General features: G+C 62.0%; 25 protein-coding genes and 1 pseudogene. 22 read left to right on the top strand and 4 right to left on the bottom strand.

Going from position 1 to position 22,475, the window contains the following annotated elements; all coding sequences use genetic code 11:
- The first annotated feature begins 6 nt into the window (after positions 1 to 6).
- Together ABID16_RS19750 and ABID16_RS19745 are read left to right on the top strand one after the other, a co-directional pair.
- Positions 7 to 957, top strand: a complete 951-nt coding sequence (locus ABID16_RS19750; RefSeq protein ID WP_354558079.1) for a sugar-binding transcriptional regulator — start codon at positions 7 to 9, stop codon at positions 955 to 957.
- Between the two features lie 48 nt (positions 958 to 1,005).
- Entirely contained in the window at positions 1,006 to 1,791 is a 786-nt protein-coding gene (locus ABID16_RS19745; RefSeq protein ID WP_354558078.1) for an SDR family oxidoreductase, read from the top strand.
- Between the two features lie 35 nt (positions 1,792 to 1,826).
- Here ABID16_RS19745 and ABID16_RS19740 read toward each other — a convergent pair whose 3' ends face one another.
- From ABID16_RS19740 to ABID16_RS19730, 3 genes are read right to left on the bottom strand one after another with little or no spacing between them, the layout of a single operon-like run.
- Positions 1,827 to 2,042: a tautomerase family protein gene (locus tag ABID16_RS19740; protein WP_354558077.1), complete on the bottom strand. Its 216-nt coding sequence runs from the start codon at positions 2,040 to 2,042 to the stop codon at positions 1,827 to 1,829.
- Positions 2,043 to 2,059: 17 nt separating this feature from the next.
- Positions 2,060 to 2,431, bottom strand: a complete 372-nt coding sequence (locus tag ABID16_RS19735; RefSeq protein ID WP_354558076.1) for a nuclear transport factor 2 family protein — start codon at positions 2,429 to 2,431, stop codon at positions 2,060 to 2,062.
- Positions 2,428 to 3,057 (bottom strand): glutathione S-transferase N-terminal domain-containing protein, encoded by a 630-nt coding sequence (locus tag ABID16_RS19730; RefSeq protein ID WP_354558075.1) that lies wholly within the window; start codon positions 3,055 to 3,057, stop codon positions 2,428 to 2,430. The genes ABID16_RS19735 and ABID16_RS19730 overlap by 4 nt, the downstream gene beginning before the upstream one ends.
- 113 nt (positions 3,058 to 3,170) lie before the next feature.
- On the opposite strand from ABID16_RS19730, the gene ABID16_RS19725 reads away from it, so the two are divergent.
- The 20 genes and pseudogenes from ABID16_RS19725 to ABID16_RS19630 all read left to right on the top strand — a co-directional run.
- The gene (locus ABID16_RS19725) at positions 3,171 to 3,563 is read left to right on the top strand and encodes a winged helix-turn-helix transcriptional regulator (protein WP_354558074.1); all 393 of its coding nucleotides are present in this window, start codon (positions 3,171 to 3,173) and stop codon (positions 3,561 to 3,563) included.
- Between the two features lie 87 nt (positions 3,564 to 3,650).
- Positions 3,651 to 5,162: an AfsR/SARP family transcriptional regulator gene (locus tag ABID16_RS19720; protein ID WP_354558073.1), complete on the top strand. Its 1,512-nt coding sequence runs from the start codon at positions 3,651 to 3,653 to the stop codon at positions 5,160 to 5,162.
- A gap of 107 nt (positions 5,163 to 5,269) precedes the next feature.
- A complete protein-coding gene (locus ABID16_RS19715) occupies positions 5,270 to 6,526 on the top strand; it encodes a cytochrome P450 (RefSeq protein ID WP_354558072.1) in 1,257 nt (418 codons plus the stop codon).
- Positions 6,527 to 6,600: 74 nt separating this feature from the next.
- Positions 6,601 to 7,683 carry a PEP/pyruvate-binding domain-containing protein gene (locus ABID16_RS19710; RefSeq protein ID WP_354558071.1) on the top strand — a complete coding sequence of 361 codons (1,083 nt, stop codon included), beginning with the start codon at positions 6,601 to 6,603 and terminating at the stop codon, positions 7,681 to 7,683.
- A gap of 38 nt (positions 7,684 to 7,721) precedes the next feature.
- Entirely contained in the window at positions 7,722 to 9,530 is a 1,809-nt protein-coding gene (locus ABID16_RS19705) for a PEP-utilizing enzyme (protein ID WP_354558070.1), read from the top strand.
- Between the two features lie 71 nt (positions 9,531 to 9,601).
- Positions 9,602 to 10,204, top strand: a complete 603-nt coding sequence (locus ABID16_RS19700) for an HD domain-containing protein (protein ID WP_354558069.1) — start codon at positions 9,602 to 9,604, stop codon at positions 10,202 to 10,204.
- A gap of 13 nt (positions 10,205 to 10,217) precedes the next feature.
- Positions 10,218 to 11,660, top strand: a complete 1,443-nt coding sequence (locus ABID16_RS19695; RefSeq protein WP_354558068.1) for an aldehyde dehydrogenase family protein — start codon at positions 10,218 to 10,220, stop codon at positions 11,658 to 11,660.
- Positions 11,660 to 12,274 carry an HD domain-containing protein gene (locus tag ABID16_RS19690; RefSeq protein ID WP_354558067.1) on the top strand — a complete coding sequence of 205 codons (615 nt, stop codon included), beginning with the start codon at positions 11,660 to 11,662 and terminating at the stop codon, positions 12,272 to 12,274. Before ABID16_RS19695 ends, ABID16_RS19690 begins: the two co-directional genes overlap by 1 nt.
- Positions 12,274 to 13,035, top strand: coding sequence for an SDR family NAD(P)-dependent oxidoreductase (locus ABID16_RS19685; RefSeq protein ID WP_354558066.1), 762 nt, complete (start codon positions 12,274 to 12,276; stop codon positions 13,033 to 13,035). Before ABID16_RS19690 ends, ABID16_RS19685 begins: the two co-directional genes overlap by 1 nt.
- Positions 13,036 to 13,046: 11 nt before the next feature.
- The gene (locus ABID16_RS19680) at positions 13,047 to 13,364 is read left to right on the top strand and encodes a 2Fe-2S iron-sulfur cluster-binding protein (RefSeq protein ID WP_354558065.1); all 318 of its coding nucleotides are present in this window, start codon (positions 13,047 to 13,049) and stop codon (positions 13,362 to 13,364) included.
- A gap of 3 nt (positions 13,365 to 13,367) precedes the next feature.
- Positions 13,368 to 14,588, top strand: a complete 1,221-nt coding sequence (locus tag ABID16_RS19675) for an NAD(P)/FAD-dependent oxidoreductase (RefSeq protein WP_354558064.1) — start codon at positions 13,368 to 13,370, stop codon at positions 14,586 to 14,588.
- Positions 14,589 to 14,947: 359 nt separating this feature from the next.
- Complete coding sequence (locus ABID16_RS19670; RefSeq protein WP_354558063.1) at positions 14,948 to 16,432, top strand: aromatic/alkene/methane monooxygenase hydroxylase/oxygenase subunit alpha; 1,485 nt, start codon at positions 14,948 to 14,950, stop codon at positions 16,430 to 16,432.
- 77 nt (positions 16,433 to 16,509) lie between these two features.
- Positions 16,510 to 16,758, top strand: coding sequence for a toluene-4-monooxygenase system B family protein (locus ABID16_RS19665; RefSeq protein WP_354558062.1), 249 nt, complete (start codon positions 16,510 to 16,512; stop codon positions 16,756 to 16,758).
- Positions 16,748 to 17,125, top strand: a complete 378-nt coding sequence (locus tag ABID16_RS19660) for a monooxygenase system ferredoxin subunit (RefSeq protein WP_354558061.1) — start codon at positions 16,748 to 16,750, stop codon at positions 17,123 to 17,125. Before ABID16_RS19665 ends, ABID16_RS19660 begins: the two co-directional genes overlap by 11 nt.
- Positions 17,126 to 17,135: 10 nt before the next feature.
- Positions 17,136 to 17,435 carry an MmoB/DmpM family protein gene (locus tag ABID16_RS19655; protein ID WP_112629057.1) on the top strand — a complete coding sequence of 100 codons (300 nt, stop codon included), beginning with the start codon at positions 17,136 to 17,138 and terminating at the stop codon, positions 17,433 to 17,435.
- A gap of 77 nt (positions 17,436 to 17,512) precedes the next feature.
- Positions 17,513 to 18,538, top strand: coding sequence for a ferritin family protein (locus ABID16_RS19650; RefSeq protein ID WP_354558060.1), 1,026 nt, complete (start codon positions 17,513 to 17,515; stop codon positions 18,536 to 18,538).
- A 53-nt stretch (positions 18,539 to 18,591) separates the two neighbouring features.
- Positions 18,592 to 19,581: a 2Fe-2S iron-sulfur cluster binding domain-containing protein gene (locus ABID16_RS19645; protein WP_354558059.1), complete on the top strand. Its 990-nt coding sequence runs from the start codon at positions 18,592 to 18,594 to the stop codon at positions 19,579 to 19,581.
- The gene (locus ABID16_RS19640; RefSeq protein ID WP_354558058.1) at positions 19,574 to 20,116 is read left to right on the top strand and encodes a luciferase domain-containing protein; all 543 of its coding nucleotides are present in this window, start codon (positions 19,574 to 19,576) and stop codon (positions 20,114 to 20,116) included. The genes ABID16_RS19645 and ABID16_RS19640 overlap by 8 nt, the downstream gene beginning before the upstream one ends.
- A 2-nt stretch (positions 20,117 to 20,118) precedes the next feature.
- Positions 20,119 to 20,577 (top strand): 2Fe-2S iron-sulfur cluster binding domain-containing protein, encoded by a 459-nt coding sequence (locus tag ABID16_RS19635; protein ID WP_354558057.1) that lies wholly within the window; start codon positions 20,119 to 20,121, stop codon positions 20,575 to 20,577.
- Positions 20,578 to 20,733: 156 nt separating this feature from the next.
- Positions 20,734 to 21,112: pseudogene (locus tag ABID16_RS19630) on the top strand (hypothetical protein); the annotation flags it as partial.
- 150 nt (positions 21,113 to 21,262) lie between these two features.
- Here the strand turns inward: ABID16_RS19630 and ABID16_RS19625 are convergent.
- Positions 21,263 to 22,288 carry a LacI family DNA-binding transcriptional regulator gene (locus ABID16_RS19625; protein ID WP_354558056.1) on the bottom strand — a complete coding sequence of 342 codons (1,026 nt, stop codon included), beginning with the start codon at positions 22,286 to 22,288 and terminating at the stop codon, positions 21,263 to 21,265.
- Between the last annotated feature and the right edge of the window lie 187 nt (positions 22,289 to 22,475).

Below are 22,475 nucleotides of genomic sequence, written 5' to 3'. Positions count from 1 at the left end.
GGACTTATGGGGCGCATCAACGAGTTACGGCTGATTGCCCGCGTGGCGCAGATGTACCACGTCGAGGAGAAGCGGCAGTCTGAGATCGCCGAGATCCTGCGCATGTCGCAGGCAACCGTGTCGCGGATGCTGAAGCGCGCCGAACAGGAAGGCATCGTCCGCACGACGATCATCCCGCCGCCGGGCACGTTTGCGGACCTGGAAAATGAGCTGCGCAGCCGCTTCGGGTTGACGGAAGTCATCGTTGTCGACTGTTCCGAAGATCGCGACGGGGCGATCATGGCACGCATCGGCGAGGCGGCGGCGCATTTCATTGAAGTCACGCTGCAGCAGGACGAAATCATCGGCGTGTCGAGCTGGAGCCAGACGATCCTGAAAATGGTGGACAATATCCACCCGATGAAGGGCGCCAAGGCGAAATATGTCGTGCAGATCCTCGGCGGCATGGGTGATGCCTCGGTGCAGATGCATGCCACCCAGCTGACTGCGCGTCTGGCGAAACTGACGGGCGGCGAGCCTCGCCTGCTTCTGGTTCAGGGCATCACGTCGTCGCGGGAAGCGAAACTCGTGATGCTGGCCGACCCCGTTGTGCGTGAGACGATGGACCTTTTCGGCCGGCTGAGCCTTGCCATTATCGGTATCGGCGCAGTGGAACCATCGGAACTGCTGGCACGCTCCGGCAACACATTCTCGCGGCAGGAAATGGCGATGCTGCATGAGGCCGGCGCCGTGGGCGAGATTTCGTACCGCTTCTACGACGAGGACGGAAAGCCGGTCGAAACGCCGCTTAACGAGCGGGTCATCGGCCTGACGCTGGAGGAACTGCGCCGGACCGACCGCGTCATGGCGCTGGCCGGCGGCGAATCGAAGACCCAGGCCATCGCTGCCGCGCTGAAACTCGGCGTGATCGATGTTCTGGTGACCGACAAATTCACCGCAGCACGGCTTTTGAACTGACCGTTTCCGGTCCGTCTTAGCCCGCTGCGATCAACAGGAGGAACTGTCATGAATCGTTTTGTGGGCAAGACCGTCATCGTCACCGGCGGCAACAAGGGCATCGGCCGCGGCATCGCCAAGCGCTTTGCCGAAGAGGGCGCCAAGGTCGCCATCGCCGCCATCGACAAGGATACACCGGACGCAGCCGCAGCGCTCGCCGAAGAGACCGGCGCCATCGTGAAGGGCTATGTGCTCGACGTCACCGACGCCAAGGCCATCCGCGAGGTCTATGGCGAAGCGGAAGCAGCACTGGGGCCGCTCGCGGTCTCCATTCAGAACGCCGGGGTCATCACCATTGCCAAGGTCGAGGACCTGACCGAGAAGGAATGGGATTTCAATCTGGACGTGAACACCAAGGGTGTCTTCCTCTGCTGCCAGGAAGCGATCCGCCGCTTCCGCGCCTCGGGAACGAAAGGCAAGCTGGTCAACACGGCTTCCGGTCAGGCGCGGCAGGGCTTCATCTATACGCCGCATTACGCCGCCTCGAAATTCGGTGTCGTCGGCCTGACGCAGAGCCTCGCCAAGGAACTGGCCAAGGAAGGCATCACCGCCAACGCCATCTGCCCCGGCATCATCCACACCGAAATGTGGGACTATAACGACCGTGTCTGGGGCCAGATGCTTGGCGAATACCGCCCCGGCGAGTTGATGCAGGAATGGGTTGAAGGCATTCCGATGCAGCGCGCCGGCACGCCGGCCGAAGTCGGCGCGCTGGTCGCCTTCCTGGCCTCCAGCGACGCCGATTACATCACCGGCCAAACCATCAATGTCGATGGCGGGCTGATCATGTCGTGATCCACCGGGATCAGACTGGAGGGCCAGGGCCCAGATCAACGGGAGGCGTTGCGGAGCGCCTCCCGGTATTTTTCGACGGGCAGGCCGCCGATGCCCCAATGTTCCATTTCCACCTCGTCGATTACGACAACGGTCGTTGCGGGGTTCTTGTCCAGAACCTCGACGAGAAGATCGGTCACTCCCTTGATCAGTCTGGCCTTCTGTTCGGCGGTCGCGCCTTCGCGGGTAATCTTGATATTCACGTAGGGCATGGTCTCTCCTTCTTTGCCTATCGTTCGATGATCTGGAAGACCTTGGCGATGATCCGCCATTGGCCGTCCTCACGGATCAGCGTGAGGAAATCGACGAAATCCCGCTCACCAATCGAGCAGCGAACGCGGGCAAAAGCCGTGTTGTCACCCGCGAGATCGATGCAATCGATATGATCGCGCCGCGTCTCCTGACGCGACGCAGGGGACTGCCGGGCAGCGACCACAGGCACATACTCATCCATGGTGCGGAAGAGCGGCGGCGTTTCGTCCGCCGTGGCGTAGAGCGCACGTGGATGGAACACCCGCTCCAGTCGGACAGTGTCGCAAAAGTAGAGCGCGTCGAAATAGTCCCGGAGCACGAGGCCGATCTGGTGAAAGGCCGACGTCATGCCGCAGGCGCCTCGGACAGAAGTCCCTCCTGGCGCAGGGCTTCACGCGTTGCCGGCCGGGCTGCAACCCGCGCGAGATAGGCACCCACATGAGGCCACGGATCGAGCGAGAATCCGATAAAGCCCGTCCAGTTCAGCACCACGAACAGATAGGCATCCGCCACGGTGAAGGTATCTCCCATGATGAAGTTGCGGCCATCGGAAAGTCCTTGTTCGACATCGCCTATCCGACGCGCGAGATTCCGGTCCGCATGCTCCTTCTCGCCATCGGAGAGAGGTCGTCCGCTGAAATAGGGGCCGAACGCCTTGTGAAGTTCCGAAGACGTAAAGCTGAGCCACGCCTGTTCGCGTGCGCGGTGCAAAGGCCCGCGCGCACCGGCGAGCGCCGACCCCGGATGCGTTTCCGCGAGATACGGAAGGATGGCGGCGTTTTCGGTGAGGATCGATCCGTCGGCCAGCTCCAGCGCCGGCACGTAGCCTTTGGGATTGATTGCGCGATAATCCGCTCCCGTTTCGGTCTTACCGTTTTCAGTGTCGACCGCGATGGCGTCGAACGGCAGTCCGAGTTCAATCAGCACGATCCGCGATGACATCGAGCACGCGCCCGGTTTGAAGTAGAGTTTCATGCAAGCCTCCTGTTTGTTTGCACCCGGACGCTACTCAGCGAAGTTTCTCTTGCCAACCAAGTTTCTCTTGGTTACTTCATATTCAGGTTTCTCCGCAGTAACCGGGACCAGCCATGAGCCTCAAGATTCGCAAGAACCGCAGCACACCTCCCCCCGAAACCTGTATGTTGACCGAATGCATGGCAATCATTGCCGGCGCATGGGCTCCAAACGTGATCTGGCACCTGCGCGCCGGCCCGCGGCGCTTCAACGAACTGCGGCTCGACATTCCGCCGATCTCCGCAAAGGTCCTGTCGCAGCGCCTTCGGGAGCTGGAAGGCCGCAATGTCGTGACGAGAACAATCCAGCCCACAACTCCACCGTCAGTGGAATATGCGCTGACATCGCTGGGCCTGGAGCTGGTGCCTGCTCTGGAGGCAATCGTCGAGGTCGGGCACAAGCTCAAGAGGCCGGAAGCGGGGGCTTCCATTCGGGCGACATCCGACAGCATCGTGAATACGCCCTGAGCCCGCGAGCGGCGCTTCTTGCCGGACCTGTCGAACTTCAATAGGCTGCAGTGTGAAGAGAGGTCTGCGTAGTGGACGGTAGCTAGAATGGCGGAGGAACCCGACGGCAGGACGACCAATCTGGCGATGTTCGTGTCGGGCATTGGCCAGCAGTCGCAAAGCCTTGCCGGCGCCCTGCAGCATGTCGCGGACAGGCCGGAGGTCCTCGTGATCTCCGACCATTGGCCGCAGGTCAGGCTTCAGCGCGGTCGCGGCACGAAGCGGGCGGACACGCTCAAGCTGATGTCGTTTCGAGATGCCGGGTTTCTCGAAACGCCCATCTCCTTCAAGACGATACTCCAGCGCGTCACGGCATGGGTCGAGTCGGTGGAGCGGCGCGAACACTCCGTGCTGATCGTCGACATGAGCTGGACGCTTGCCACCAATTCGGCGGCGGCCAATTTCGAAACCTGGACGGAAATTGCCGAACGGCTGGCCGAGACGATAGGTTGTCCGCTGATCTCGCTCTACAATCGCAACCTGATGATCGACGAGCAATTGCTGACCGCCTTGCGCGGTCATCCGCAAATCCTCACCGAAACCGGTCTGCATGAGAACCCGCATTGGCTGCCGGCCAAGCTTCTGACGCGCGGGACGCTGCGCCAGCAGGTCGATTACTGGTTGAATGCGCTCTCGCCGGACCTCGCGCCCCCCTTGGGCGAGGGCGAAATTCACGCCGCCGAGGGCGCCGACCCGATGTGGTTGTTGCGCAAGACGGCAGAGGAGCCGGCCATCGGTGCCTTCGAAGCACGCGACCGCTGGAAGATTCGTTGTTTCGGGCGGCTGCGCATCTATCGCAATGACGGTTCGCAGATCATCTGGGACACGCCGGGTGGGGCGACGCGCAAGACGAAGACACTGTTTGCCTATCTTCTCCAGAAAGGCGGCGAAGGCGCCAGCGCCGACGAACTGACCGACCTTCTCTGGCCAGAGGCCGAAACGGCCGAAGCGGGACGCAACCGGCTCTATCATACGGTGCGTTATCTCAGGACCGCGCTCAGCCAGGACGGCGACAAGCAGGGCGCGACCTATCTCATCCGCGATTCCTCGCGCTATGTGCTCGTGCCGCCGGACAAGAGCTGGCTCGATATTTCCACCTTCGAACAGCTCTGCCGCCAGTCGATTACCCACATGAAGGCTGGCGCCCTGGACGAGGCAATGATCTGTCTTCAGGCCGCCGACCGGCTCTATACGGGCGACCTTTTCGCCGACATCCCGCCCGAATATGCCGACGACAACGAGCGCGACTGGTGCTGGTCTAAACGCTACTGGCTGCGCGAAATGTTCTTCAAGGTGCAGCGCAATGCCGCCAGCATCTACCGCCAACGGCAGGATTATTCGGCAGCGCTCGCCCATTGCCAGAAGGCGCTCAACATCGATCCCGTCTGCGAGATTGCGCACGAAGAGGCGATGCGGGTCTTTGCCGCGCAGGGGCGTCCGGAGGCCATCGACCGGCAATACAAGCTTTATCTCGGCTCGCTCAGCCATTTTGACGACCGGCCAAAGAGTGCGGCGGTCAAGGCCACCTATGATGCGCTGAAGGCGGGAAAGCAGGCCTGAAACACCACAAAATGCCGCCCTCCCCGGCCTAAAGATAAACCAAAGATGGCTGGCTATCGTCATCTTCATCACGGGGCTTCGAAGCCCCTCTGTCATGGGAGGAAACAATGACAGCGACATCGTCCGCGGCCGTAAAGTGCCTGTTCTCGAACGCATCCAGCGAGTTCGACCCGTTCGACATGCAGGACCCGTTCGCCTTCTACGAATGGGCCCGCGCCGAACATCCCGTCTTCTACTCAAACGACATCGGCTATCACGTCGTCACCCGCTATTCCGACATCAAGGCCGTCTTCGACAACTGGCAGGTCTTTGCTTCCGACAATGCGCAGGCGCCGGTTCGGCCGATGTGCGCGGAAGGCAAGGAGATCATGCGCCAGGGTGGGTTCACCGCCTATTCCGGCCTTTCGGCCCGTGTGCCGCCGGACCATACCCGCATTCGCAAGATCGCACAGACCTGCTTCGGCCCTCGCCGCTTCAAGGCCATCGAGCCGCAGATCCGCCAGATCGTGAACACGGCGATCGACGCTTTCGTCGACAAGGGTGAAACGGATTTCTTCTCGCAGTTCGCCTATGATGTGCCGGCGCTCGTTCTCTTCAAGCTGGTCGGCGTGCCCGACAGCGATGTGCCGCGCGTTAAAAGCTGGGCGCTGAGCCGCGCGCTGCTGACCTGGGCGAACCTCACGGATGAAGAACAGCTTCCCCATGCCCGCAACATGGTCGACTACTGGAATTACTGCCAGACGCTGGTGAAGGCACGCTACGAGACGCCGTCCGATGACTTGCCGGGCGATCTTGTCCGCCTCAAACAGGAAGGCGCGGACATCACTGACGCAGAGATTGCCGGGCTGCTCTATTCCGTGCTCTTCGCCGGCCATGAGACGACGACGACGCTCATGGCGAATGGTGTTCGCGAGCTTCTGACCTATCGGGAAAACTGGGAAGCACTGGTCGCCGATCCGTCGCTCATCCCCGGCGCGGTCGAGGAAAGCCTGCGCTTCAGCCCCTCGATTGTCGCCTGGCGGCGGCGCGCGACGCAGGATGCGGAGATTGGCGGCGTGCCGATCCCGGCCAATTCCAACATCCTGCTCATCATGGGCTCGGCCAATCGCGACGACAGCGTGTTCAGCGAGCCGGACCGGTTCGACATCCGCCGGGCGAATGCCCGAAATCACCTCTCCTTCGGCTATGGCATCCATTTCTGCCTCGGCCAGCAACTCGCCAAGCTCGAATTCGGGATCGCGCTGGAGGAACTGAGGCGCAGGCTGCCGGAGATGCGGCTGAAGCAGGGACAGAAGTTCGACTTCGTGCCCAACATTTCCTTCCGCGTGCCAACGGCCTTGCAGGTGGAGTGGCCGGTCGGCTGAGGAGCGACCGGTTGCTTTAGAAATAGCATGAACAAGAGGGATGGGCGGCAAACGCCTGTCCGGGAGAGAGATCAATGACAGCCGCAAACCATAATCACTACATCCTTGCCTTCGATCAGGCTTCGGAAGCCGATTTCCCCAAGATGGGCGGCAAGTGCGCCAGCCTCGCCCGCATGATCGCCGCTGGCGTCGCCGTTCCGGCCGGCTTTGCGGTGCTGACGGATGCCTATGCGGAATTCCTCGACATTTCCGGCGTGAAATCGGCGCTCGGCGCCATCATAGACAGTATCGAGATCGGCAATGTCGCCGACGAGGCGCTGAAGGCGGCCGCGATCCGCGAGAAGATCTGCTCGACGCCCTTGCCATCCTATATCGAAGCCGCGATCCGCAGCGCCTATCTCGACATGTCGCCGTCGAACGATCTGCCGGTGGCCGTGCGCTCATCCGCCACGGCCGAAGACCTGCCGGATGCCAGCTTCGCCGGCCAGCAGGACACCTATCTCTGGGTGACAAGCGCCGACGATGTCGTCAGGCAGGTGCGTGCCTGCTGGGCGAGCCTCTTCAATGCGCGGGCCATTTCCTATCGCGCCAAGAACAATCTCGGCCAGCTCGAAGTACTGATGAGCGTGGCCGTCCAGAAGATGGTCAATGCCAAGGCGGCAGGTGTCGCCATGACGCTCGACCCGATCAATGGCGACCGCACCAAGATCGTCATCGATGCCGCTTTCGGCCTCGGCGAGCCGGTCGTGTCCGGCGAGATCACGCCCGACAACTTCGTGGTCGAGAAGGTGATGATGCAGGTGACCAAGCGGCGTATCGCCGAGAAGGATCATGAACTCGTCGCCGACCGCGCGCTTCGCCGCACTGTCGATCGCGTCATCGAGCCGGAGCGGCGCACGCAGCCTTCACTCACAGATGGCGAGGTGATCGAGGTCGCCAGGCTCGCCAAGTCGCTGGAACGCAAGATGGGCTGCCCGCAGGACGTGGAATGGGCGATCGACGCCGATCTTCCCGATGGCGAAAACCTCGTGGCGCTGCAAAGCCGCCCGGAAACCGTCTGGAGCCAGAAGAAGGCGCAAGCGCCGGCCAAGACCTATGCGATGGGGATCGAAGGCGTTCTCGGAACGCTGATGTCGCCCCTGTCGGCCAAGAATTAAATCAAAGACATTGAACGCGGTTCAAGGAGGAGAGACCCGTGACAAGCCATATGAAATTCCCGAGCCCCTATGAATTGAAAGCGCCGAAGGGTGCCGAGGGCTGGGAGGAACTTTATCCCTATTACCTTCTGTTCAATGACAAGATCCGTGCCAAGGAGGAAGGCAAGTTCTGGTTCTGCGACAGCCAGCATTGGCCGAGCCCGTTCAAGCCCTTCGACACGATCACGGTGGAATTCGCCGTCAAGTGCCTCGGCCAATACAACACGCGCCATTATCTCATCCCGCCGGCCAATGGCGTCGATTATCGCATCCACAACGGCTATTGCTACATGTCGCCGCTGGCCGTTGCGCCCGAAAACATCGCGGCCCGCGTGCCGCAATTCATGGATCGCGCCGGCCACTATTTCCAGAACTGGGGCCCGCTGCTCGACAACTGGATGAAGAAGGTCAGGGCGAATATCGCCGACATGGAAGCGATCCATTTCGAAACGCTGCCGGAGGTGGTTCCGGTCGAATGGGTGAAGGAAGGCCTCGGCCTGGACAACACCTATTTCATGATGGAGAGCTATGACCGTGCCATCCAGCTTCTCTACAAGACCTGGCAATATCACTTCGAGTTCCTGAATCTCGGCTATGCCGCCTATCTCGACTTCTTCGGCTTCCTGAAGGAACAGTTCCCGACGATTCCCGATCAGGCCATTGCCAAGATGGTTCAGGGCGTCGAGGTCGATCTCTTCCGTCCGGATGACGAGCTGAAGAAACTCTCCAAGCTTGCCGTCAAGCTCGGCGTCGCCGATGCACTGAAGACCGGTTCGGCTGACGAGGCGCTGGCCCGCGTTGCCACCGTTGCCGGCGGCAAGGAATGGCTGGATGCCTGGAAGGCCGCGCAGGACCCGTGGTTCAACTTCACCTCGGGCAACGGCTTCTACTCGACCGACAAATACTGGATCGAGCATCTCGACATTCCGCTCGGCTATATCCGCGACTATATCGGCAAGCTCGAAAAGGGCGAGACCATCGACCGCCCGACCGAGAAGATCGCCGCCGAGCGCGACCGGATCACGGCCGAATATGCCGAGCTTCTGTCGGACGAGCTGCGCCCGGTCTTCGAAGGCAAGCTGGGCCTTGCCCGCGCTGTCTTCCCCTACGTGGAGAACCACAATTTCTACATCGAACATTGGTCGATGAGCGTCTTCTGGCGCAAGATGCGGGAGCTCAGCGCCATCCTGCATGCCCAGGGCTTCTTCGAAAACGCCGACGACATGTTCTTCCTGAACCGTCAGGAAGTGCGCGATGCGCTCTTCGACTACGGCAATGCCTGGGCAGTCGGCGGCGAACCCATCGGCCCGGTCTACTGGCCGGAGGTCATTGCCAAGCGCAAGGCGATCCTCGCCTCGCTTGCCACCCAGCCGCCGCAGCCGGCGCTGAACAATCCGCCGGAGGTCATCACCGAGCCCTTCACGATCATGCTCTGGGGCATCACGTCGGAATCCATCGCCCGCTGGCTCGATGGCGGCAGCGACAAGTCGAAGCTCACCGGCATGGCCGCCTCGCCGGGCATTGCGGAAGGACGCGCCCGCGTCATCCGCTCGGCGGACGAACTCGATCTGATCCAAGAGGGTGAAATCCTTGTCGCGCCGGTCACGGCTCCCTCCTGGGCGCCCGTCTTCGGCAAGATCAGGGCCACCGTCACCGATATCGGCGGCATGATGAGCCATGCCGCCATCGTCTGCCGCGAATACGGCCTGCCAGCCGTCACCGGCACCGGCAACGCCTCCTCGACGATCAAGAATGGACAGATGCTGCGCGTCGATGGCGCGACGGGCGAAGTCCGGATCATCGGCTGAGCCCGGACTGAACCATGGCGGGCCGGCCTCACGCTGGCCCGTCTCCGGATACGACTGCAAGGACGAGAACCGTGAACATTTCCTTGAAGACCGGCCGCTACGACGCCGTCTGGCGCGCTGCCGAGACCTATATGCGGGCGCGCAAGAATGACGTGCATATTCCGCTCTCCTATGCCTTCGCGCGCAAGCTGCTGGAGGTCTATCCGGAGGCTGATGAGGATATCGTGTCGCTGGCCATCCTGCTCCACGATATCGGCTGGTGGTCGATCGATGCGACCGACATTTTCGAAAAGGGTTTCGGCCCGAACATGATGCAGTCGGATGTCCGCTTCCTGCATGAAAGCGAAGGCGTCCGCCTCTCCCGCGAGGTGCTGGAACAGACCGGCTGGCCGGAACATGTCATTGCCGCCGTCGGCGAAATCATCGACGGGCATGATACGCGGCCCGAGCCGCGACACCTGAACGACCGGCTGGTGCGGGATGCCGACAAGCTCTGGCGCTTCACCGTCACCGGCGTGTCGGTCGCCTGCGATTGGTTCAAGATGAACCCGCATCAATATGCCGACCGGCTGGAAGCCACCGGCCTGCAACAGCTCGAAACCGACGCCGGCCTGAAAATGGCAACCGAGGAACTGGCGCTGACGCGACAGGCGCTCCTGCTTCACCTGATCTGAACGGATGTAACCCATGGACATGTTCATCGACGGCGCTTTTGTCCCGGCGCTCACCGGCGCGCGCCAGAGCGTTACCAATCCCGCCACCGGCGATGTCATCGACACCGTACCGACCGGGACGGCAGAGGACGCGGACCGCGCCATTGCCGCCGCCGAACGCGCCTTCGAGGCCTGGAAGCGTACACCCGTCGCCGAGCGCGCCCGCCTTCAGAAAGCCGCAGCAAAGCTGATGCGCGCCGAGGCGCAGGCCATCGGCCGCACACTGACGCTGGAGCTGGGCCGTCCGCTTGCCGCCGCGATCACGGAAATCGAGCGTTCCGCCGATCTTCTCGATGTCTACGCCGAGGAAGGGTTGCGGCTTACCGCCGAAATGCCGCTCACATCCGTCGCCGGCGAAAAGATGCTGGTGACGCGCGAGCCGGTGGGCGTCGTCTTGGCGATCACGCCTTTCAATTATCCAATCACGTTGCTCACGTTCAAGCTGGGTGCCGCACTCATTGCAGGCTGCACCATGGTGGCGAAACCCGCCGAAGATACGCCGCTTTCGACACTGATGCTCGCCGATCTCTTCCACCGCGCAGGCTTTCCGGCAGGCGTCTTCAACGTGGTGACCGGTCGCGGGACCGGCATCGGCAAGGCGATGATCGAGCATCCCGTGCCGCGCAAGATTGCCTTTACAGGGGGCACCGCTGCCGGCAAGGCAATTGCGGCCGCGGCCGTCCAGACCATGAAACGCCTCACGCTGGAGCTTGGCGGCCAGAGCCCGGCCATTGTCTGTTCCGATGCCGATCTCGATACCGCCGCCGCAGCGATTGCCCGCCACGGCTTCGCCAATTCCGGCCAGTTCTGCTATCGTGTCAACCGCTGCTATGTGGAACGCGCCGTCTACGAGGATTTCCTTGCCCGGCTGAAGGCCCATGTCGATAAACTCAAAGTCGGCGACGGGTTCGATGCGTCTTGCGCCATGGGACCACTGGTCAACGAGAAGATCTATCGCAATTCCGAGCGGCAGAGCGATGACGCCCGCGAAAAGGGCGCGCGCATCCTCACCGGCGGCCAGCGGCTGACCGGCGGGCTCTACGATGGCGGCTGGTTCTTCCCCCCGACGCTGATTGCGGATGCGGATCATTCCATGCTGGTCATGACCGAAGAGACCTTCGGCCCGGTCCTCGGCATCATGCCTTTCGAGGACCGCCGCGAAGCGCTGAAACTCGCCAACCAGACGCGCTACGGCCTTGCCGGCTTCGTCTTCTCGGAAAATCTGGCGACCGCGCTCACATTGGCCGAAGGGATCGAGGCGGGCTCTGTCTGGGTCAACAACATTCACCGCTCCAGCCACACCATGCCCTTCGGCGGCATGAAGGAAAGCGGCTTCGGCCGCGAAAAGGGCCGCTTCGGCATCGAAGCCTATCTCGAATACAAGAGCATTTACCTCTCCTACAAGGAGGGCCTCTGATGAGCGGCGCGCTTCTTGATCGCGACATTCCGACCTGGCTGGCCGCGCGGCCCTACCTCGATGTGCGCTCCAACGACGAGCATACGCTGATCTCCTATCAGCTCGCCCGCGCGCTGTTGAAGCTGCGCCCGGAAGTGGACGAGGCGACGGTGCTCACCGCCATCCTCTTTCACGACGTTGGCTGGAAGATGGTTCCGGTCGACAAGCTGGCCGACTCCGTCGGCCCGAAGCCGAAATATCCGGAGCTGCAGCGCGTGCATGAGGTCGAGGGCGTCGCGATTGCACGGCCGCATCTGCTCGCACTTGCCATCCCCGGCGTCGATGTCGAGACGGTGCTGTCGATTATCGACGGGCACGATACGCGCAAGCACGCCATTTCGCCGGAAGACGAGATCGTCAAGGAGGCCGACAAGCTCTGGCGCTTCACCAGCCACGGCGTGAAGACGATCTCCGGCTGGTTCGGCACGCCGCCGAAGGAGACGGTCGCGATGTTGGAAGATTTCGTCCTGCCGCAGATGCTGACGAAGGACGGTCGCGCCATGGCGGAAGCGCTGGTGGCGCAGGGGCAGGCGATGAACTGGCTCCAAGACATGATGAAACGGGAGGGCGCGTGATGAGCGGCGATACGTTCAAGAACAAGGTGGTCGTGGTGACCGGAGCCGGCGGTGGGCTGGGCCGTACCTTCGCGCTCGCCTTCGCTGCCGAAGGCGCGATGGTCGCCGCCGCCGATCTCAATGAGGCCGGCGCGAAAGAGACGGCAGATTTGATTGCCGCCGAGGGCGGAACCGCGCTGGGGCTGGGTGTCGATGTCACCAAGGCCGCCTCGCTCGATGCTCTTGTCAATGCGGTGAAAGACTGGCGCGGCCGCATCGATGCGCTGGTCAACAATGCTGCCATCTATGCCGGGCTGAAGCGCAAGGGTTTCGAGCAGATCGCCGAGGACGAGTGGGACCGCGTCATGGCGGTCAACGTCAAGGGCGCGTGGATGGCGACGAAGGCCGTCGCGCCCGTGATGCGGGCGCAGAAATCCGGCTCGATCGTCAATATCTCGTCGGCCACCGTCATGAGCGGATCGCCGGAATGGCTGCATTACGTTTCCTCCAAGGGGGCGATCATTGCCATGACCCGCGCACTTGCCCGCGAACTTGGCGGAGACAACATCACCGTCAACGCCATCGCCCCCGGCTTCACGCTCACCGAAGCGAGCCTCGGGCTGATGGAAAACGCCGCCGAATATGGCGTGACGCGTGGCGCGCTGAAGCGTGCCTCCACGCCGGAAGACATGGCGGGCGCCGCCCTCTTCCTCGCCTCTCCGCAGGCCGCTTTCATGACGGGCCAGACCCTGATCGTCGATGGCGGCAGACAGTTTCTTTAAAGGGACAGACAATGAGCCAGGTCACATTCATCGAGCGCGACGGAACGCGCCGCATCGTCGAGGTCGTCAACGGCGAAAGCCTGATGCAGGCCGGCACCCGCGCCGGCGTGGACGGCATTATCGGCGAATGCGGCGGTTCCTGCATGTGCGCCACCTGCCATGTCTATCTGACGGATGAGGATTTCGCCCGGCTCGATCCGCCCGACGCAATGGAACAGGACGCGCTGGAATTCACCGCCAGCCATCAGCGGCCGACCAGCCGCCTCGGCTGTCAGGTCAAGCTCTCGGCGGCAACCGACGGCCTCACTGTCACCGTGGCGGAGGCCTGAGCCATGCAGCGCGGCGTGGTCATCATCGGGGCGGGTCATGGCGGCAGCCAGATCGGGTTCAGCCTGCGCCAGGACGGTTATGACGGGCCGATCCATCTCGTCAGCGACGAGCCGGACCTGCCCTATCACAAGCCCCCCCTCTCCAAGGCATATCTGAAAGATGCAAGCCAGGACGTACAGATCCTGCGGGCCGAAAAGGCCTATGCGGATGCGCGGATCGAACTGGCGCTCGGCCGCAAGGTCGAAGCGATCGACCGGCAGGCACGCGCGATCCGTTTCGCCGATGGCGCGACGCTTAGCTATGACAGATTAGTCATCGCGACCGGTGCGACCAACCGCAAGCTGACTATCGCCGGCCACGATCTCGCCGGCCTGCATTCGATCCGGACGCGTGCCGATGCGGCGCATTTGCGCGAGGCCATGCAGACCGCTGGCGACATTGTCGTCATAGGTGGCGGCTTCATCGGGCTTGAGGCGGCCGCGACCTTCGCAGCCCTCGGCAAGCGCGTAACCGTCATCGAGCTTGCCCCCTTTATCCTCGGCCGCGCCGTCTCGCCCGTTGTCGCGGCGCATGTCGATGCGGAATATCGCAAGCTCGGCATCCGCGTGCTCACCGCCACCGGGATCGAGCGGCTGGAGGACGATGCGGGCAAGGTCAAGGCCGTGCGGCTGACCGATGGGACGACCGTCCTCGCCGATCTCGTTCTCGTCGGCATCGGCGCCGTGCCGAACGATGCGCTCGCCCGAGACGCCGGCCTTGCCTGCGACAACGGCATCGTAGTCGATGAGATGCTTGCGACGACCGATCCCGCCATCTTCGCCATCGGCGATGTCGCCAATTTCCCGCATGCCCATGCCGGCCGCCGCGTGCGGCTGGAATCGGTGCAGAACGCCTCGGATCAGGCCAAGCATGTCGCCAGGACCATCATGGGCAAGCTTGAGCCCTACCGCGAAACGCCGTGGTTCTGGTCCGATCAGGGACACATGAAGCTGCAGATGGCCGGTCTCTCCTTCGGGGCTGACCGGCATGTGCGCTCCGGCGCACTGGGCGAGCCCGCCTTCTCGGTTTATCACTATGCCGGCGACCGGCTTCTGGCCGTCGATAGCGTCAACCGACCCGGTGACCACATGGTTGCCCGACGGCTGATCGCCGCAGGCATTTCGCCAAGCGACACCGATCTGGCGGAAGGTCCCGACCGGCTGAAGAGCCTGATCGGCCGATAAGCATATTTCCCTCTAACGAAGAACGGCCGCGGCGGTTTCGCCCGGCCGTTCTCTGCGTTTATCCATTTGATAATCAATCGAAATACGGAAAATCTCCGCTTCTCTTGATTCTTTTCAAGAATGATCCCGAAACCAAAGGAAAACCAAAGATAGGCGTCTAAATTGGCCCTTAGTCGTACAAGATTGCCGGGCTGAACAACCTGCCACCGCGCTTACGGAGGAGTATTCGCGGAACGGAGAGCTGTGTCCAGATCACTCTCAAGGCGCGCCCGGCATCGACGCACATGAAACGCGGCCTCGTCCTGGGGCTGCACGCTCCGTGTAAGGAGCGGCACGGATCGAACTGGGAGGTGAATTCGATGCCTAAACTGCAACGTCACGATTATTACGATGTCGCGCGCGACATGAACTGGGCGTTCACTTATGTCACGGAACAGGAAGTGTTCCCCGAAGAACTGTCGAAGAGCTTCGGCATCGAAAATACCAAATGGTGGGGCTGGGACGAGCCCTACAAGCTGACCTACCGTGAATATGTGCATAATCAGGCGGGCAAGGATGCGGGCATCTATTCGATCCGCTCCACGATTGCCCGCTCCGACATGTATGACAAGCTGGACGAGGGCTGGAAGTCGGCGGTCAAGGCGCATTATGGCGCGATCCCGATCCCGGAATATCTCGCCTCCATCGGCGAGGCCCGCATGGCCCGCTTCGGCCGCGCCGCCGCGTGGCGCAACATGGCGAGCTTCGGCACGCTTGATGAAACCCGCCACGGTCAGGCGCAGATCTACTTCCCCTATTGTCTGACCGACAAGGACCCGCAGATGGACTGGGCCCACAAGACGGTCCACACCAATGAATGGGCCGCGATTGCCGCGCGCTCCCTGTTCGACGACATGTTCACCGCCAACGATGCCGTCTCGACCGCCATCCAGCTCACCTTCACCTTCGAGACCGGCTTCACCAATCTTCAGTTCCTCGGCATGTCGGCCGATGCGCTGCATGTCGGCGATATCGAATTCGGCGCGCTGATCTCCTCGATCCAGACGGACGAGGCGCGCCATTCGCAGCAGGGCGAGCCGACGCTGAAGATCCTGATCGAGAATGGCAAGAAGGCGGAAGCACAGAAGCTGGTCGACCAGATGTTCTGGCGCTCCTGGCGCATCTTCGGCCTGCTCACCGGCTTCTCGATGGACTATTACACCCCGCTCGAACACCGCACGATGAGCTTCAAGGAGTTCATGACCGAGTGGATCTGCCGTCAGTTCGTCGATCAGTTCAAGGATCTCGGCATGGACCTTCCCTGGTATTGGGAAGAGCATTTCCTGCCCGAGCTCGAATGGTATCACCATGCCCAGCATCTCGGCGTCTGGTTCTGGCGTCCGACCGTTTGGTGGAACCCGGATGCCGGCGTCTCCGCCGACGAGCGCGACTGGCTGGAAATGAAATATCCGGGCTGGAACGACCGCTTCGGCAAGTACTGGGACGTCATCACCGAAAACGTCCGCGTCGGGCGTATCGAGAAGACCTATCCGGAAACGCTGCCGATGGTGTGCAATTGCTGCCAGCTGCCGGTTACCGGCCGCTCGGTCGGGAAGAAGCCCTTCATGCTCAATTACAAGGGCCGCCGCGTCACCTTCTGTTCGGAAGGCTGTGAATGGGTCTGGAAGAGCCAGCCGGAACGTTACGACACGCATCTCTCGGTCGTCGACCGGTTCCTCGCCGGTCATATCCAGCCGCCGAACCTCGAAGGCGCACTGAAATACATGAGCATCACGCCCGAAGTCGCCGGCAATGACGCCGACAACTATGCCTGGGCGCGGCAGATGCGCATGGCGGCTGAGTAAGCCCGAGCTTCGCGATTGTCCCGCCGCGGGAGGCGGCGGGGCGGCTCGCCTATCAATTTCATGGGAGGAATTTTCCAATGGCAATGGTCCCCTTGCAGGCCGCCTTTCACGGCGATTTTCTGGTGCAGCTCATCCCTGTCGATGACGAGGACGACATGGCGACGGTCGCCGCCAAGATCGCCCATCACGCCGTCAACCTGCGGGTTGCCGGGCGCAACCTGCCGATGGCCGTCTGGTTCAACGACAAGCAGTTGCCCGCGTCGATGAAGTTCTCGGAAAGCGGCATCGGACCGATGGATTACGTTGAGGCCGGCTATGTCGAATGATCCATTGAAATGGGTGAAGGCCACCACGCTCGACGATCTGTGGGAGGGCGATTTCATCGACGCAGAGATCGAAGGCGAACAGGTCATCGTCATCCACATGCCGGGCGGCCGCATCCGCGCCTATCAGGGCATGTGTCCGCACCAGGAAATCCTGCTGGCCGACGGCAAGATCGATTTCGACGCCAGCACGATCACCTGCTCGGCCCATGAGTGGGAATTCAGCATGGAAACCGGCAAGGGCATCAACCCCTCCGGCTGCCGGCTCTACCACTACGACGTCCGGCTCGACGGCGACGACGTGCTGATCGGCGTGCCGACCGACGGGCGGCTGCGCCGCCTCCGCCACGAAGCAGAAGAACAGGTTTAGGGGAAGACCAATGTCTGAAGAACCAGCAATGAAGCTCGTCGGTCCGATCATCCGGGGTGTGGACGATGACATCATCAATGCCGTGATCGATGCGGCGGAAGCCGACAATCCGGACCGCGAAATCTTCGTCGAGGACCGCTCGGGCTATGTCCGGGTGCAGGCGGAGAAGGCATTCGTGCTGACCCAGCGCAGCATGGTCGAAAAGCTCGGCCGGCCGTTCCGCTTGTCGGAACTCGAACCGAGCCTCGTGTCCTTCGCCGGCCGGCTGACGACCATGGATGACAAATGGGAATGGGCGCTGAAGGGCTGATAGCTGCTTCGGATGTTTGAATTTCAGCATGCCATCCGCTGAAGGAAGCGCGCGCATGCGAACGGGAGGATTGAATTATGGCAGTCGCAAAATCGCAAGGCCGGCAGCGCAAGCAGCCCTGGAGCCTCTGGACAGAGAAGCGCGTGCCCTCGGAATACGAGGCCGTGACCTTCAAGTTCCACAACCACTTCCGCAATGAGCCGGCCCCGTTCGAGCTTTCGGAAGACTGGAGCATCAACGTCTTTTACCGCACCAACCGCGAGAACTCGCCCCTCGTCGCCTCGGTCGACGACTGGGAAGGCTATCGCGACGTGCGCGCCTATACCTATCGCCGCTTCGTCGAAGAGCAGAAGGACCGCGAGGTCTATTGCGACAACCTAATCGACGAGTTCGAGGCGCGCGGTCATTACGAGAAGCTGAGCCCGGCATGGCTCGATTTCCTGCGTGACTATTATCTTCCAGTCAGGTTCCCCGGACATGCGGCGCAGATGAGCGCCGTCTATCTCGGCCAGATGGCGCCCTCCGCTTTTGTCACGAATACCTTCTATTTCCAGATGGCGAACGAGATGCGCCGCGTGCAGCGGCAGGCCTATCTGGCGCAGGTCCTGGCCATGGACACCGGCCGGCCGGAACTGGCCGAAACCGAACGCGCCCGGTTAACCTGGACCGGGACGCCCGAATGGCAGGGGCTGCGCGAACTCGTCGAGAAGCAGCTGATCGCCTATGACTTCACCGAAGCCTTCGCCTCGCGCCAGCTCGTGCTGAGACCGATCTTCGATCATCTGTTCAACACGGAATTCGCGCAGATCGCAGAGCGCAACGGCGATGGGCTCCTCTCCATGCTGCATGCCGATTTCCGCACCTATGATCAGAGCTATGCGGCGGACAATACCAAGGGCCTCGTTGCCTATGCGGTCGGCAAGGCAGAGTCGAACCGCAGCCTTCTCAAGGATACGGCCGCTCGCTGGCAGGCACTCGGCGAGAAAGCGGCCAAGGGCATTGCCGAAGGCTTTGCCAAAGCATCGGGTGCCGGCTCGGCCACCGAGATTGCGCGGCGCACGATCGACGCGCAGCAGAAGTTGCTAGCCGATTGCGGCCTTTGACGAACAGTGGCCGGCGCGCGCCGCCGGCCCATCATCTCATCTCGGGTAGACCCATGGCATTTCAGGTGACGATAGAGCCGGATGGCCGGCGCTTCGAGGCATTAGCCGGCGAAACATTGCTGGAGGCGGCGCGTCGCAACGGCGTGACGCTGCCGCATGAATGCGGCTGGGGACATTGCGGCAGTTGCAAGATCACGGTCGTCGAAGGCGAAACGGACCTGATGTTTCCCGCAGCACCGGCGCTTGGGCCGCGGGACCAGAAACTCAACCGAACTGTCGCCTGTCAGGCCATGGCCTGCAGCGATCTCGTCATCAAGCTGGCTCCCGGCGAGCCTCAGCCACTCGTGATCGCCGCCCGCCTGCAGGAGGCGGAATTGACCGCGGTGGAGGAGCTTGCGCCCGAAATCCGCCGTTTTACCTTTCGTCCGGAAGGCGGGGCAGATTTCCTGCCCGGCCAATATGCGATCCTGCATCTCGGCGAGAGGCTCCGCCGCGCCTATTCCATGTGCAATCTTCCCGATGGCGAGACCCTGCAGGTCATCTCCAAGCGCTATCCCGGCGGCGCGGGCTCGAATGCGCTGGCAGACCTTCGCCCCGGCGACCGGCTGATGCTGGAAGCGCCCTTCGGCACCTGCACGCTGAAGCCGCGCCCCGGCCGCAAGGTCTTCATCGCCGGCGGGACCGGCATTTCGCCGATCCTCTCGCTGGTGCGGCAGGCGGCACGTGACGAGGTCGATTTTGCCGCCCCCGTCGATGTCGTCTATTGCGCCCGCCGCGCCGTCGATCTCGCCGCGGGCCACGAACTGGAAGAGGCGGTCGCGCGCGTTCCCGGCGCGATCTATATCCCTTGCGTCGAGGAAGAGACAAGCATGCCGGGCCATGCAATCGGTCGAGCGCTCGATGTTCTCGCCTCGCTCTCCTACGACCCGGCCGCAACGGAATTCTACGTCGCCGGTCCGCCAGTCATGGTCAATGCCGTGAAGGCGCATCTGAAGGAGGCGGGCGTTGCCATCACCCGCATTCACTATGACAGCTTTGGCTAGAAGCACCCCCGCCGACCTGCCCGTCTGGATGCTGGCGCCCAGCCTGCGCCGGCTCGCGCACAGGACTGCGCCACGGCCGCGGCTCTCTCCCAAATGGCCCTGCCTTCAGGAAGAGGCGCAGGCCACGTCCGAGATCGTCGACGCCATGGCCGATGCGCTCGGCAAACTCCCCGGCGTCATTCCGGCTGACACGCCGCTCAACGCGCCTGGCCTCGGCTTCGGGCTCGAGGAGGAGCTCGCACGCGGTCAGCCGGAAGCCTTCGTCAGTGCACCCTGCTGGGTCAATCTGCGTCCCGATGGATCGATGCATCTGGGCTTAAGGCCCGAATGGGCACAGAAGGTCGTCAATCACGGCTGGGCGACGATCCATCCCTTTGCCCGTTACATGGCCGGCGCCGTGCCGCCGCAAAGCCTCGTCGTCTTCGCCCCGCAAAGCCGCGCCGAACTCAGTATCGCGCTGCGCATTGCCGAGGCCGCGCATGGCTATGCCATGGGCCGCATTGGCGATGTCATTTTGCCCGATACGCGGTGGTAGCAATGGAAACGGAGAGCTGCGTTGCGAGGACCGACACCGAACGAGAACAGGCAGCAACTGCACAAATCTTCACGATCCGCCTTGAGCGCCCGGATGGATCATGGACCTTCGAGGCCCCCTCCGACGAATATCTTCTCTACACCCTGATCGATGCCGGTATCGAAACGCCCTTCATCTGCGAACAGGGCTGGTGCCTTGCCTGCGCAGCCAAACTCGTCTCCGGCAAGGTCGATGACAGCGCCGCGCTCACTCGCTATCCGGAAGACGGGCAGGCCGGCTTCCTGCTTCTTTGCTCCGCCCGCCCTCTGTCCGATCTCGTTCTCCGCCAAGACATTCACGAGACACGCCGCGAGATGACCCAGCATCGCATCGGCCTGAACCAACTCGCCCGCGCCTATCCGCCGGGCAAGCGAGCCGGCTTTCGGCGCGGCCGGCGAAGGACTGCCACTCCGGCGGAGTGAGCGGCGGGTTGCAAGCGTAGGAGGAAGATTTTGCTCCACGGCTTGAAATCCGCGAAGTCTGGCGTCGCCGCCCTCCGTCCCAAATCGGACATCCCAGGCTCGGGACCTATTAATTTCGGTTGAGAAGTTATTCACATTCTCCGATCAGCAGGGCGTGAGTCTTATACGCTGCTGCCCTGGCTGACCGCCCAGCAATTCGTCGAATTCGCCCTGCAGCCGGCGAGGCTTCCGCCCGGCCGATTGCCGCGATGTCGCGCGTCATCAGATGCAGGAGTTGCCGACGAACATCTGGGTGGACCGTCAGCTGACCGTTTTCTTCGTCACGCATGATGTCGAAGAGGCCGTTTGTCTTTCCGACCGGATCGTGTTCATGAGTATCAATCCCGGCGGCATCATCGCCACCTATCATGTGGGACCTGCCCGCCCACGTCATCTTGACACGATTTCCACGCCGAAATTCATCATGCTCCAGAAGCAGGTTCTCGCCTCCATCCGGGAGGGGTCGCGCGAGACGATCCATGCTGGATTGACGTAGGACAGTTGGCGTTCTCGCCTTGAAGGGACAAGAACAGTAAGCGACGGCTAGAGTATTCGGTGAAATCCGGATCACCTGTAACGCTCTATCCATTTGTCTTTTCGAAGTCAGGACGCAAAACCGCTGACGCACTTTTGGCTCGGACGTTCTCTAGATAGTTTTGCGCACGACCACGCCCGGCTTGATCAGGACATGCTGCGTCTTGCGCCGACCTGTCATTCTGGACAGAAGCAAGTCTGCAGCAACGCGGCCCATTTCCTCCGGGTTCTGATCCACGCTGGAAAGGCCGACCAGTGGGATGGCTGCGGGTGGCGAGTTATCGTAACCGATGACCGCAATATCTTCCGGCACCCGTATGCCTAGCGACTGACATGTGCTGAGAAAAGGGATGGCATCAAGGTCCGACCACACGAACATCGCGCGTGGCCTGTCCCTCGTCTGCAGAATGGCTTTCAACACTTGGCTCCGGTCCTCGCCCGGCGGCGGCAGGCGGAGGATTCGGGCCTGGCGTTCAAGCCCTGCCTCTTTCATGACATCCAGATAGCCGGCCTCGCGCTGACGCGCGACTTCGGTTGCTGCGGCGGCGCGGGAATCGTATCCCACCATGGCGATGTCGCGATAGCCGCGATCCAGCATTGCCCGGACAGCCAGGCGCGCACCCTCTCGGTCGTCCGAGTTGACAGTGTCGTAGGTCGTCGCGTTCGGTTCGTGATGGGCGATTGTGACGATCGGGATCTGTTGGGCAAAGGTTTCCAGAAATTTCCCCCCGATGCGCGGGGCAATCACGATGACGCCGTCCATGCGATTGTCGATCATCGCCTCGATCATCGACGCCTCGATCTGATCGACGGAATGCCCGACCCCGACCAGAGCCTTGTAACCATTGTCCGACAGGTGGCCGATGACGCTCTCGATCACGGGCGGAAGGAAGGGATTGGTCAGTTCGATGACGAGAATGCCGATTGTGTAGGTGCGTCCGCGCATGCCGCGAGCGGCAAATGACGGGCGGTAGTTCAGCTTCTCGATCGAGGCTTCAACCTTTTGCCGTAGCTGGTCGCTGACCCCATAGGCATTGCGCATCACCTTTGAGACAGCAGCGACGGAAACCCCAGCATCCTTTGCGACGTGCCGTATGGTGACGCGTTCACCTGAGCCACCAACCCCTTGTTCTGTCATTTAAAAAATCCGATCTGCCGGTTCTCTGCAATACTATTCAAAAAACGGTTGCGCGGCAATCCGTTTTGTAGAATGATATACATAGAACGTTATACACAATCGGGTTTCGGGAGTGAGACCTGGGAGGCAAGACAGCATGAACATGTTTGAGGGGCGCAGCACGGCTGCGGCCGGTGAGGTTTCACAC

Source organism: Limnomicrobium aquaticum, assembly GCF_040545545.1.
Classification (GTDB): Bacteria; Pseudomonadota; Alphaproteobacteria; order Rhizobiales; family Rhizobiaceae; genus Ensifer_A; species Ensifer_A aquaticum.
This window is presented reverse-complemented; position numbering and strand designations above follow the sequence as displayed.